Annotated in this window: 14 protein-coding genes; 9 read left to right on the top strand and 5 right to left on the bottom strand. The window is 64.6% G+C overall.

Annotation, left to right across the window (positions count from 1 at the left end; all coding sequences use genetic code 11):
- Nucleotides 1–41: 41 nt before the first annotated feature.
- Complete coding sequence (locus FZZ93_RS08370; RefSeq protein WP_149321872.1) at nucleotides 42–1,490, top strand: NCS1 family nucleobase:cation symporter-1; 1,449 nt, start codon at nucleotides 42–44, stop codon at nucleotides 1,488–1,490.
- Nucleotides 1,491–1,532: 42 nt separating this feature from the next.
- On the opposite strand, the gene FZZ93_RS08375 is transcribed toward FZZ93_RS08370, so the two are convergent.
- From FZZ93_RS08375 to uraH, 3 genes are all read right to left on the bottom strand, one after another.
- Complete coding sequence (locus tag FZZ93_RS08375) at nucleotides 1,533–2,273, bottom strand: GntR family transcriptional regulator (RefSeq protein ID WP_149321873.1); 741 nt, start codon at nucleotides 2,271–2,273, stop codon at nucleotides 1,533–1,535.
- Nucleotides 2,274–2,397: 124 nt separating this feature from the next.
- Nucleotides 2,398–3,660 carry a urate hydroxylase PuuD gene (locus tag FZZ93_RS08380; RefSeq protein WP_149321874.1) on the bottom strand — a complete coding sequence of 421 codons (1,263 nt, stop codon included), beginning with the start codon at nucleotides 3,658–3,660 and terminating at the stop codon, nucleotides 2,398–2,400.
- A 51-nt stretch (nucleotides 3,661–3,711) separates the two neighbouring features.
- Nucleotides 3,712–4,065: a hydroxyisourate hydrolase gene (gene uraH, locus FZZ93_RS08385; protein ID WP_065240993.1), complete on the bottom strand. Its 354-nt coding sequence runs from the start codon at nucleotides 4,063–4,065 to the stop codon at nucleotides 3,712–3,714.
- Between the two features lie 203 nt (nucleotides 4,066–4,268).
- Here uraH and uraD point away from each other — a divergent pair, with 203 nt between their 5' ends.
- Together uraD and FZZ93_RS08395 are read left to right on the top strand one after the other, a co-directional pair.
- The gene (gene uraD / locus FZZ93_RS08390; protein WP_149321875.1) at nucleotides 4,269–4,793 is read left to right on the top strand and encodes a 2-oxo-4-hydroxy-4-carboxy-5-ureidoimidazoline decarboxylase; all 525 of its coding nucleotides are present in this window, start codon (nucleotides 4,269–4,271) and stop codon (nucleotides 4,791–4,793) included.
- A gap of 58 nt (nucleotides 4,794–4,851) precedes the next feature.
- The gene (locus FZZ93_RS08395) at nucleotides 4,852–5,475 is read left to right on the top strand and encodes a phosphoribosyltransferase (RefSeq protein ID WP_149321876.1); all 624 of its coding nucleotides are present in this window, start codon (nucleotides 4,852–4,854) and stop codon (nucleotides 5,473–5,475) included.
- A 14-nt stretch (nucleotides 5,476–5,489) separates the two neighbouring features.
- Here the strand turns inward: FZZ93_RS08395 and FZZ93_RS08400 are convergent, their stop codons facing one another.
- The gene (locus FZZ93_RS08400; RefSeq protein ID WP_149321877.1) at nucleotides 5,490–6,197 is read right to left on the bottom strand and encodes a glutathione S-transferase N-terminal domain-containing protein; all 708 of its coding nucleotides are present in this window, start codon (nucleotides 6,195–6,197) and stop codon (nucleotides 5,490–5,492) included.
- 414 nt (nucleotides 6,198–6,611) lie between these two features.
- On the opposite strand from FZZ93_RS08400, the gene glcD reads away from it, so the two are divergent.
- The 5 genes from glcD (at nucleotide 6,612) to FZZ93_RS08425 (ending at nucleotide 11,282) form a co-directional block, all read left to right on the top strand.
- Complete coding sequence (gene glcD / locus FZZ93_RS08405) at nucleotides 6,612–8,111, top strand: glycolate oxidase subunit GlcD (protein WP_149321878.1); 1,500 nt, start codon at nucleotides 6,612–6,614, stop codon at nucleotides 8,109–8,111.
- A gap of 9 nt (nucleotides 8,112–8,120) precedes the next feature.
- Nucleotides 8,121–9,215: a glycolate oxidase subunit GlcE gene (gene glcE / locus FZZ93_RS08410; RefSeq protein ID WP_149321879.1), complete on the top strand. Its 1,095-nt coding sequence runs from the start codon at nucleotides 8,121–8,123 to the stop codon at nucleotides 9,213–9,215.
- A 1-nt stretch (nucleotide 9,216) separates the two neighbouring features.
- Nucleotides 9,217–10,488, top strand: coding sequence for a glycolate oxidase subunit GlcF (gene glcF, locus FZZ93_RS08415; RefSeq protein ID WP_149321880.1), 1,272 nt, complete (start codon nucleotides 9,217–9,219; stop codon nucleotides 10,486–10,488).
- A 53-nt stretch (nucleotides 10,489–10,541) separates the two neighbouring features.
- Nucleotides 10,542–10,943: a heme-binding protein gene (locus FZZ93_RS08420; protein ID WP_149321881.1), complete on the top strand. Its 402-nt coding sequence runs from the start codon at nucleotides 10,542–10,544 to the stop codon at nucleotides 10,941–10,943.
- A 72-nt stretch (nucleotides 10,944–11,015) separates the two neighbouring features.
- A complete protein-coding gene (locus FZZ93_RS08425; RefSeq protein ID WP_149321882.1) occupies nucleotides 11,016–11,282 on the top strand; it encodes a DksA/TraR family C4-type zinc finger protein in 267 nt (88 codons plus the stop codon).
- A gap of 86 nt (nucleotides 11,283–11,368) precedes the next feature.
- Here the strand turns inward: FZZ93_RS08425 and FZZ93_RS08430 are convergent, their stop codons facing one another.
- Nucleotides 11,369–11,698: a LysR substrate-binding domain-containing protein gene (locus FZZ93_RS08430; protein WP_149321883.1), complete on the bottom strand. Its 330-nt coding sequence runs from the start codon at nucleotides 11,696–11,698 to the stop codon at nucleotides 11,369–11,371.
- 50 nt (nucleotides 11,699–11,748) lie between these two features.
- Here FZZ93_RS08430 and FZZ93_RS08435 point away from each other — a divergent pair, with 50 nt between their 5' ends.
- Entirely contained in the window at nucleotides 11,749–12,057 is a 309-nt protein-coding gene (locus tag FZZ93_RS08435) for a hypothetical protein (RefSeq protein WP_149321884.1), read from the top strand.
- Nucleotides 12,058–12,111 lie beyond the last annotated feature (54 nt).

Here is a 12,111-nt window from a genome sequence, read left to right on the forward strand (position 1 = left end):
GAGGGCTCTCATTGCCCCACAAGACGAAAAGGCAACGTTTCATGACGGACCAAGAACTGGATATCCAGCACCGCGATCCACGCCTGTACAATGACGATCTCGCACCGATCAAGTCCGAACGACGCACCTGGGGCTGGTTCGAGATCTTCAATGTCTGGTCGAACGACATCCAGAGTCTGTTCGGTTATACGCTGGCGGCCTCGCTGTTCATTTCCTATGGCCTTAATGGCTGGGCGGTCATGGCAGCCATCGTGCTCGCCGGCTTCGTGGTGATGGTGCTGGTCAACCTGACCGGCAAGCCAAGCGTCAAGTACGGCATCCCCTTCCCAGTGATGATCCGCGCCAGCATGGGCGTCCATGGCGCCAATTTCCCGGCCATGCTGCGCGCCATCATCGGCATTTTCTGGTACGGCGTGCAGACCTATTTCGCTTCTACCGCGGTGTCGCTGCTGCTCACCTCGCTGTTCGGCGACCCCGGCGGCCAGTGGCTCGGCATGACGGCCCTGGACTGGCTGTCCTTCGTGATCGTCTGGTGCTTCCAGATCGCCCTGTTCTGGCAGGGCATCGAGCGTATCAAGCACTTCCTCAACTGGGCGGGCCCGCTGGTCTACGTGGTGATGGTCGCTCTGATGATCATCGTCTGGCTCAAGGCCGGCAGCGATCTCTTGCCGGCTGTCAGCACCATCTTCAGCGGCGCCAGCGACTACGAGGGCAATGCCTTGACCGCCTTCATGGCGATCACCGGCACCATGATCGCCTACTTCGCCGCGGTGGTGATCAACTTCGGCGACTTCACCCGCTTCGTGAAGAGCGAGCGCGAGATGAAACTCGGCAACCTGCTGGGCCTGCCGCTCAACGTCGCCTTCTTCTCTTTCATCGCCCTGATCATCACGGCCGGCACCCTGGCATTGTTCGGCGAGACGCTGACCAATCCGTCGGACATCATCGATCGCGTCGATTCACTGCCGTTGACCATTGTCGCCGCCATCACTTTCTTTGCCGCCACCGTGGGCATCAATCTGGTCGCCAACTTCATCCCGCCGGCCTATGACCTGGCCAACCTCTTTCCACGCCGCATCAGCTTTCGCATTGGCGGCTTGATCACCGCCGTGATCGCCTTCTTCGTCGGTGCCCTGTGGATGTCGGTCATCAGCAAGATCGGCATTGCCGGCTTCGTCAACGCCCTGGGCGCGGTGGTAGCACCCTTCTATGGCATCATCGTGGTCGACTACTACCTGCTGAAGCGCCAGCGGCTGAACATTCAGGATGTCTTCTCCACCGATCCAGACGGTGCCTATCACTACGTCAAGGGCTGGAACCGTCGTGCCCTGGTGGCCTTCGCCCTGGCCGCGCTGTTTTCGGTGTCATCGGTCTGGGTACCGGCGCTTGAGGCACTGGGTGGCTACGCCTGGCTGATCGGCGCCGCCTTGGGTGGGCTCTTTCATTATTTGCTGATGCGGGGGCAGCACCAGCCCGTCACCGCCGGCTGACGGCCGGATACGCGAAACGCAGAGCAGGAGGCAGGACGCCGTTCAGGCAGAGAAGATGCGATACAAGTCGGGCGTTTCCTCTTCCTCCTCATGAATGGAGAGGGACGCCTCGATGGCTTTCAGGTGGCGGCTCATGAACGCCTGGGCACGTTCGCCATTGCCCTGTTCGAGAAAGCTCAGCAGGTCTTCATGATCGTGGGATTCACAACCCAGGTGGCCGGCGTTGCCATAGACGGCGAGAATCAGTGAGGAGCGCGAGCAGAGTCGCTCGACAAAATCCGCCAGGGTGGCATTGCCCGACAGCCGCGCCAGCCGACCATGAAAGGCGGCGGAAAGCTTGATGGCGGCACTCTGTTCGCCGCCCTTGAGCGCCTCGCGCTCGCGACGCGCCATGTCACGCAATTCCTCGGCCGCCTCCGGCGTCATGCGCCGCGCGATTTCCGGCATCAGGCCGCATTCGATCATCTGGCGGGCATCGAAGACATCCTTGGCCTCGTCGGCGGTAGGCCGCGTGACACTCGCGCCCCGCCGGGGCGTCAGCGTCACCAGTTGCTCCAGGGCGAGACGCTGCAGGATCTTGCGGATGCCGGTGCGGCTGACGCCGAACACTTCGGACAAGGCGTCCTCGCGCAGCCGGGCACCGGGTTTCAGACGGTGCTCGATGATGGCATCGCTGATGGCGTGATAAATCGTCTCGTGACGTTCGGGGCCATCCCCGTTCTTGCCAGGACGACCCACCCTTTCATTGGTCTTGTGCTCGGTTGCGGCCCGACGCTGGTTCATGGATCGCTCATCTCCCTGCAAACCCGATACGCCGCTCATTGTATACGCATTCCTGTCATCGACACGACCGCCGCCCGCCGAAATCGGCGGGCGGCGAGTCAGTGCGTAGCCGGTCGTAGCCGGTTCAGGGCGACCAGTTGGCGATCTCGCTACGCTCCTCGTCGGTCATCTCGGTGACGTTGCCCAGCGGCATGTAGCCACTCGCCACCACTTGCTTGATCTGTCCAACCTGGCGCAACACCTGCTCGGGCGTTTCCAGCACCACGCCGGCCGGCGCTGCCGCGAAGCCGTCATAGGTCGGACTTTCAGCATGGCACTGGGCGCAGCGGTCGATGACGATCTGTTCGGCGTGCCCGGCCGACTCGGCACTGGAAGCCGCCACCTGCTCGCCCGACTCGGCCTCCGGGGCAGCACTGGCCTCGGCGGAGGCGGTCGTGGCATCGCCGCCATCGCTGCTGCTGGCCGGCGCGCCGATCCACACCGCCACCAGGATCAGGACGACCCCGGCGGCCGGATAGGCCGGCTTGATCTGACCGGCGTGCATCAGCACGAAGAACTGGCGGATCAAGGCCCCGGCAAAGATGAACAACGTCATGATCACCCAGGCCAGGTCATGGGAGTACGCGAAGGAGTAGTGGTTGCTGATCATCAGCAATACCACCGGCAGCGTGAAGTAGGTGTTGTGCACCGAGCGCTGCTTGCCCCGCTTGCCGTCCAGCGGATTCGGCGTCTCGCCGGCCTTCATTGCCTTCACCATGCGGCGCTGGCCGGGGATGATCCAGAAGAAGACGTTCGCCGACATGGCGGTGGCCATGACCGCGCCGGTCAACAGGAAGGCGGCCCGGCCGGAGAAGATCTGGGTGCTCAGATAGGCGACCACCACCATCATCACGGCCACGGCGAGACTCAAGATGCCATCGCGATCCATGTTGGGGCTGATGCGCTTGCACAGCTCGTTATAGACCACCCAGCCACCGAGCAGGAACAGCAGCGCCACCACATTCGCCTGCCAGCCGCTCAGATTGGCAGCCCACGCCCAGTCGCTGCCGGGATTGACCAGATAGAAGCTCGGATTGACCATGTACAACAGCACGAACAACCCGAAGCCGGAAAGCCAGGTGGCGTAGGACTTCCAGAACGACCAGTGCAGATCCTCGGGCAGCTTTGCCGGGGCACTGGCGTACTTCTGGTTATGGTAGAAGCCACCACCGTGCACGGCCCACATCTCGCCGAACACGCCCTTGCGCTTGTCCTCGTCCGCCTTGGGAGGACGCAGGCTGTTGTCCAGCATCACGAAATAGATCGACTCGCCGATCCAGGCAATGGCGGCGATCACATGCAGCCACCTCAACAGGAGGTTGGCGAAATCCAGTAAATAGGCTTCCATCGGTCAGGCCTCGTTGGAATTATGCGGTTGTTGTCTTGGTTAACGCTTCCCTCAGCTGCCCCGATAGGTGGAGTAGCTGTAGGGCGACAGCAGCAGCGGCACATGATAATGCTGGGACGCATCGGCCACTCCGAAGCGCAGCGGAATCACGTCCAGAAAACGCGGCGCATCGCCGGGCACACCCTGCCGATCCAGGTATTCGCCGGCATGGAAGACCAACTCGTATTCACCGACGCCGAAGGCCTCGCCTTCCAGGATCGGCGCATCGCAACGACCATCGTCATTGGTGACGACCTCGGTCAGCCGGGTGCGCTCGTCGCCTTCGAGGCGATAGACCTCGATGCGGATGCCCTTGCCCGGCAACCCCGATGATGTATCCAGCACATGTGTCGTCAGGTATCCCATGTGTTTCTCCTCCAGTCGATGGAACCGTCGTACCTTGATTTGCCGGCATTCACCGCCGCTGGCGGCGCTGCGCTAACAGGCACACTACTTTGGAAGACATTTTTAGTAGCAATGAGGGTACATTTCAAAACATTTTTTGTATACAGTTTGTCGAGAAACGACAACGCGAACCGGATTTCCGACCCGCAAAGGAGACTCCCGCCATGAGTGACAAGTTGCTCTCTCCCCGCCCCAGCACGCTGGATCGGGCCGCCTTCATCGATCAGTATGGTGACATTTACGAGCACTCGCCCTGGGTGGCCGAACTGGCCTGGGAGCGCGGCCTGGGCGCCGCTCAGGACACGCCCGAAGGGCTCGCCGCCATCATGGGCGAGGTGCTCGCCTCGGCCGCTGCCGAGCACCAACTGGAAGTGATTCGCGCCCACCCCGACCTGGCCGGCAAGGCCGCGGTCGCCGGCGAGCTCACCGACGACTCCACCCGGGAGCAAGCCGGCGCCGGCCTCGACCAGTGCACGCCGGAAGAAATGGCCCGCTTCGAACGCCTGAACGAGGCCTACAAGGCCCAGTTCGGCTTTCCCTTCGTGATGGCCGTCAAGGGCAGTGACCGCCATGCCATTCTCGATGCCTTCGAGACACGCCTGAAGAACGATCTCGCCGAAGAGCGCCGCACCGCCATCGAGCAGATCAACCGTATCGCAGCCTTCCGTCTGCACGACCGCGTCGCCTGAACGCTCGGGGCAGGCGCACTATACTGACGGAACGGCAAGCGGCATTGGGGAAAACGCGATGTTCCGTCATCGACTGGAAGCCGCCGAGTCGCTGGCACGGCGGCTCTCTCACCTGAAAGGGCGGAATCCGTTGATTCTCGCCATCCCCCGGGGCGGCGTGCCCATGGGGCGACGCATCGCCGATATCCTGGAGGGCGAGCTGGATGTCGTGCTGGTACGCAAGCTCGGCGCGCCGGGCAACCCGGAGTTCGCTATCGGTGCCGTCGGCGAGGGCGGCCGAATCTGGCTGGAGGACACCGCCAACCGCTTCGGCGAGGCCGCGATCACCCGGGAAATCGAGCGACAGCAGGCCTTGATCGCGGAGCGTCGCCAACGCTATACGCCGGTGCGCGCGCCCATCGATCCTGCCGAGCGCATCGTCGTTGTCGTGGATGACGGCAGTGCCACCGGAGCCACCATGACAACGGCCCTGGAAAGCTTGCGGCCACGCGGCCCGGCGCGCCTGATCGCCGCCTTGGGCGTAGCCCCGCCGGAGACGCTGGCACGGCTGGAACGTCTCGCCGACGAAGTGATCTGCCCCGAAGCACCGGCGCACTTTCGTGCCGTCGGCCAGTTCTACGCCGACTTCGCGCCGGTCGACGACGATGAGGTGATTCGCTTACTGGGCAGCCAGCCGGGATAAGAGCCCCTCGCTCTTCAGCGGTAAGCGCCCTCGATATCCGTAATCCGCGTCGCCTGGCGGCCCAGCCCGTCGTACAGATCGAGCATGCGCTCGAGCCAGGCATAGACCGGATCGGCATTGGAAACCAGGTCGGCGCTGGAGACGCAACGCGCCCACATGAAGTTGCCAAAGACGATGTAGTCGGCCCCGCCCGGTGCCTCGCCATCGAGGTACGGCGCCTCCGCGAGGCGTCCGCGCAACGGCTCCAGTGCGATATCAAGCTGCGAAAGCCCCCTCACCGGCGAATGGAACTCCTCCAGGCTACGGCCGAAGCGCTTCTCGCGGGACTCGCGGAAGTAAGCCCGGTCGTCGGGATGAATGGCGCTGAGCAGATCCATGATAATGATGCGCAGCATCGCCGGCGCCAGGGAACGCTCGGCATAATGTGCAAAGAAGCGCCCGCGCGCATCCGCCACGCCGTCACCCAGCAGTGGCGCCTCGGGATAGGTGCGATCCAGGTAACGCAGGATCTCGTAGCTTTCGGGGACGACCGTCTCGCCATCGACGAGCACCGGCACCTTGTCATGATTGGCGAAGGCCAGGGCCTGCTTCTCGGTGAAGCGCCAAGGGCGCGTCTCGACATCGAGCCCCTTGTGGGCCAGGGCATAGCGTACCCGCCAGCAGTAGGGAGAAAAACGCAGTGCCTCGTCGAGGCCACAGAGATCGTAGAGCACCCGTGTCATGCCGACTCCTCGCATTCGGTAAGGGGAAGTGCCGATAGTGCCAGCAGTTATCCTCTCTCGCCAATGCAGCCAGCCCGCCTCTTGCCCATTGGTATAGCCATTCAATGGCCACGACGGAGCCGTCGTGTTCGAAATGCCAGCCAACCCCTTGAATCGCCAGCCCAGCATCTCCCACGGAACTCGATAGCCATCTCGTCACAACTGGTAAGACCAATGGTCCTGGAGTCGCCAGAGCCGCTAACAGCGCCTATCGTGGTACGGCATGACAAGACAGTGCGACGATGCGGCCAAGGGCGATCGCCGCGCTATCCACTCCATCGATTGCAAAAAACGGAAAATAATTCCATAGATTTATGATGCGCTTTTCCCTAGCATCGAGATCAGTGGATGCCATTCCGTGACACCGGAGCCACCATGAATCTCCTCTTCGACGAGCGACTCGACGGCGAGCTGCCCCGCCGCGACAAGGCGGAGGTGCTCGCCGAGCTGCAAACCGCCCTGCCGGGCATGACCCTGCTGCACCGCGAGGAGGACCTGCGTCCCTTCGAGTGCGATGGCCTGGCCGCCTATCGCGTACTGCCCATGCTGGTGGCCTTGCCCAGTGATCTCGATCAGGTCGTCACCCTGATGCGCCGTTGCCATGAGCTCGGCGTCCCCGTGGTAACGCGCGGCGCCGGCACCGGGCTGTCCGGCGGTGCCCTGCCGCTGGAGCGCGGCGTGCTGCTGGTGATGTCGCGCTTCCAGCGCATCCTGAGCATCGACCCGGAGGCGCGCATCGCTCGCGTCCAGCCCGGCGTTCGCAACCTGGCCATCTCCGAAGCGGCGGCCCCCCACGGACTCTACTACGCGCCCGACCCGTCGTCGCAGATCGCCTGCTCCATCGGCGGCAACGTGGCCGAGAACGCCGGCGGCGTGCACTGCCTGAAGTACGGCCTGACGGTGCACAATGTGCTCGCCCTGGAGATCGTCACCCTCGAAGGTGAACGGATGCGACTCGGCGGCGAGGCCCTGGACGCCCCAGGCTTCGATCTGCTTGCGCTGTTCAATGGCTCCGAGGGCATGCTCGGCGTGGTGACCGAGGTCACCGTCAAGCTTCTGCCCAAGCCCGAGACGGCCAAGGTGCTGATGGCCAGCTTCGACGACGTCGGCAAGGCCGGCCAGGCGGTGGGCGACATCATCGCCGCGGGTATCGTCCCCGGCGGCCTGGAGATGATGGACAACCTGGCGATTCGCGCCGCCGAGGACTTCATCCACGCCGGCTACCCGGTGGAGGCAGAAGCGATCCTGCTCTGCGAACTGGACGGCGTGGAGGCCGACGTGGACGACGACGTCGATACGGTACGCGGCGTGCTCGAAAGCGCCGGCGCCACCGATATCCGGCTCGCCCGCGACGAAGCCGAGCGAGCGCGCTTCTGGTCTGGCCGCAAGAACGCCTTCCCGGCGGTGGGACGCATCTCGCCGGATTACTACTGCATGGACGGCACCATCCCGCGCCGCGCCCTGCCCGAGGTCCTCGGCACCATTGCCGCACTCTCCACCGAGTACGACCTGAGGGTCGCCAACGTCTTCCATGCCGGCGACGGCAACATGCACCCGTTGATCCTGTTCGACGCCAACCGCGAAGGCGAGCTCGAACGTGCCGAGGCCCTGGGAGGCCGGATACTCGAAGCCTGCGTGGCGGCCGGCGGCTCGATCACCGGCGAGCATGGCGTGGGGCGCGAGAAGATCAACCAGATGTGCGTCCAGTTCCCGACCGGCGAGCTGACCACCTTCCACGCCGTGAAGGCGGCCTTCGATCCGGTGGGCCTGCTCAACCCGGGCAAGAACATTCCCACCCTGGCCCGTTGCGCCGAGTTCGGTGCCATGCACGTGCACCACGGCGAGCTGCCGCACCCCGAGCTGCCCCGTTTCTGAGGAGTCATCATGGCATCACAGCATCACTCCCTGCCGGACCGGGACATCAGCGAGGCGCTCGGCGAGCGCATCCGCCGCGCCGATGCCGAGGGCACGCCGCTGCGTATCGTCGGCGGCGACACCAAGGCCTTCCACGGGCGGCCCGTCGCTGGCGAGCCACTCTCCACCCGCGAGCACTGCGGCATCACCCGCTATGACCCGGTGGAATTGATCGTCTCGGTCCGTGCTGGCACGCCCCTGGCCGAGTTGGAAGCGTGCCTCGACGAACAGGGGCAACGGCTCCCCTTCGAGCCGCCCCACTTCGGCGACACCGCCACCGTCGGCGGCATGGTCGCCACCGGCCTATCGGGGCCACGACGCCCCTGGGCCGGCAGCGTGCGCGACTTCGTGCTGGGCATCCGCCTGATCGACCGACACGGCGCATCGCTGCGCTTCGGCGGCGAAGTGATGAAGAACGTGGCCGGTTACGACCTGTCGCGGCTGATGGTCGGCGCCCAGGGCAGCCTCGGCCTGCTCGCCGAGGTCTCCCTGAAGGTACTGCCAAAACCCGCGGCGCAACACAGCCTGCGTCTCGAGATGCCCCTCGCCGAGGCACGCCGCCGCCTCGTCGAATGGGGCCAAAAGCCGCTGCCGATCACCGCCGCCACCTGGTTCGACGGCGCCCTTCATATTCGTCTGGAAGGCGGCCCCGGCTCGGTCGAGGCCACGGGCCAACGCCTCGGTGGCGATACCCTGGACGACGCCTTCTGGTCGGCGCTACGGGAACAACGCCTGGACGTCTTCACTCGGCAGGGCGACCCGCGGCCGCTGTGGCGGCTCTCGCTTCCCCAGCAGGCGGGCGCGCCCGAACTGGAGGATGTCGACGAGACCGCCATGCTTCACGACTGGGCGGGCGCCCAGCGCTGGCTGCACAGTGCCGCCCCGGACGAGGCGGTGCATGACGAGGCGGTTCGCCTGGGGGGCCACGCCACGCGCTGGACAACCAGCACCGGCAGCCCCTTCACGCCACTGTCGCCGGTGCTCGCCAAGTACCACCGGCGACTCAAGGCCGAGCTCGACCCCAACGGCATCTTCAATCCCGGGCGACTCTACGCGGAGCTTTGACATGCAGACCCATTTCACCGAGCAAGATCTGGAACAGCCGCATCTCCGCGAGGCGGAGCGGGTCCTGCGCACCTGCGTGCACTGCGGCTTCTGCAACGCTACTTGCCCCACCTATCAGTTGCTGGGCGACGAACGCGACGGCCCGCGCGGCCGCATCTACCTGATGAAGACGCTGCTGGAGAGCCGCGACGACGACAATCAGGCCACCGAGGAGACGCGGCTGCACCTGGACCGCTGCCTCAGTTGCCGCAACTGCGAGACCACCTGCCCCTCCGGCGTGGAATATCACAAGCTGCTCGACATTGGCCGCGCCGAGATCGAGCGCCGCGTGCCACGCAAGGCCGGCGAGCGTGCCCTGCGTTTCGGTCTGCGCAAGGCGCTGGTCGATCCCCGGCGCTTCCGGGCCCTGCTCAAGCTCGGCCTGACCTTCAAGCCCGTGGTACCCAGTACGCTCAAGCACAAGCTGCCCGCCACACCGGTGGACGCCGGCGTCCGCCCCGAAGGGCGACACCACGAGCGCCAGATGCTGATCCTCGAAGGGTGCGTCCAGCCCAGTCTGTCGCCCAACACCAATGCCGCCACCGCGCGCGTGCTTGACCGGCTCGGCATCGGGCTGACACCGGCCCCCGAGGCCAGCTGCTGCGGCGCCGTCGACTTCCATCTCGACGCCCAGGAGGCTGGGCGCGACCGAGCGCGGGCCAATATCGACGCCTGGTGGCCGCATATCGAGGCCGGCTGCGAGGCCATCGTCCAGACCGCCAGCGGCTGTGGCGCCTTCGTCAAGGAATATGGCGAGATCCTCGCCCATGATCCGGCCTACGCCGACAAGGCCGCCCGTGTCAGCGCCCTGGCCAGGGACCTGGTGGAAATCCTCGAAGACGAACCACTCGACGGCCTGTCACTCGCGAACGGCGGGCGTCTCGCCTTTCACTGCCCCTGCACCCTCCAGCATGCCCAGCAGCTCAGCGGCCATGTCGAGAGCCTGCTCACCCGACTCGGTTTTCAACTGACGCCGGTACGCGACGCCCACCTCTGCTGTGGCTCGGCGGGCACCTACTCCATCACGCAACCCACGCTTGCCACCCAACTGCGCGACAACAAGCTCGACGCCCTGGAAGAAGGTCGACCGGACGTCATCGCGACGGCCAACATCGGTTGCCAGAGCCACCTCGCCGGTGCCGATCGCACGCCGGTACGGCACTGGATCGAGCTCGTCGACGACGCATTAACCCCAGCGACGAGCTTCGAGCTGCGGGCCACGAGCAGCCCGTAGTTCGAAGCCCGTAGCTCGAAGCTCGAAGCCACTACAACCACAAGGAGTCATTCATGAAGACCAAAGCCATTCTCGGCCTCGCCGAGGTCAACACCATTCTCGACGCCGCCCAGCACGAGGCCGAAGCCAACCAGTGGACCATCACCGTCGCCGTGGCCGACGACAGCGGCGAACTGCTCGGCCTGCGCCGGCTCGACGGCGCCTCGCCGATGACCGCCATGATCAGCGCCCGCAAGGCGCGTACCGCCGCACTCAGCTACAAGGAAACCCAGTTCTTCGAGAACATGATCAACGAGGGACGCACCGCCTTTCTTTCCGCACCGCTGGAAGGGCTGCTCGAAGGCGGCGTTCCGGTGGTCGTCGACGGCCGGGTGATCGGCGCCGTCGGCGTCTCCGGCGTCAAGGCCGACCAGGATGCCCAGGTGGCAAAAGCCGGCATCGCGGCGGTGCTATGACCGTCTGGTCAGCCCTCGTGTGAATCGCTAAGCTGAGACGTAAACAGCGAACATATCTTCAGGAGGCCTGACATGGCAGGCGGCTGGGCGAAAGACGGTGGCGTGCAGGAGCAGATCGAAAGCACGGTCGAAGACGCCGTGCAGCGTTCGCGCAGCCGCTTGCCGAGCGGCGCAAGCCTCAGCCACTGCGAGGAATGCGACGAACCAATCCCCGAGGCGCGCCGAGCAGCGGTCCCTGGCGTACGCCTGTGCCTCGACTGCCAGGCCGAACGCGACAAAAAGGACAGCTCCGCCGGTGCCTTCAACCGACGCGGCAGCAAGGACAGCCAGCTACGCTGAATCAGCAACCCGCCCTGCTGACGTCACCGATGCGCTATCACCCAGTCGAGAAAGGCCCCCTGCATCAACAACGTGTAGTGTCAGCGTCAACAAGGGCAACTCGGCGAGCCGGGCCGATCCGCGATGGTGCCATGCGCCTCGAGAAACCTCGGACTGCAGACCGGGAAGACATCTTCACGAAACAGGCAAGGCTTGTCTTCCAGCGTTCGGGCGTCGCAGAACGCGACCGCCACATCCACCTCTTGCCCGCGCCAGTTCACTTCCCCTTGGTTGGTCATGATGCGCACGTCGATATGCGGATGATCGCGCCGAAATGCCGGCAAGCGAGGCATCAGCGAGGCCAGGGAAAAGTCGGTCAGGATATTCAATCGGGGGTTGCGGTGTCGCTGCTGCCACTGCTCGATAGTCTTCTCCATGAGGGAGAAGCCCTCACAAGTTCGTCACCTCGACGCCGGCCCCGGACCCGTTGTTCGATCTCAAGGCCGATCCCCTGGAGCTTTCCAATCTGGCCGAATTAGCTGAATATCAGGATCTACGCCAGAAATTCCGTGAGGAAGTGGCCCGGCACTCGAATAGCGATGTACGCTACGACCTGGTGATCGATAGCCAGCGTCGACGCAAGCTGATCGCCCGAGCGCTCATGAAAGGCAAGGTGACGACCCGGGATCATCAGCCGCAATTCGATGCCAGTACACAGAACATGCGCAACACCATCGATCTGGACGATCTCGAGGCACGCTCACGCTTTCCGCCCCTCGACACCGTTCCGGCATGAAGGTTTCGCCGGCTGCCGGGCCAGCCCTGTTCGACGACAATGCCATCGATACCG

This window comes from Halomonas eurihalina, from assembly GCF_008274785.1.
In the GTDB taxonomy this organism is placed as follows: domain Bacteria; phylum Pseudomonadota; class Gammaproteobacteria; order Pseudomonadales; family Halomonadaceae; genus Halomonas; species Halomonas eurihalina.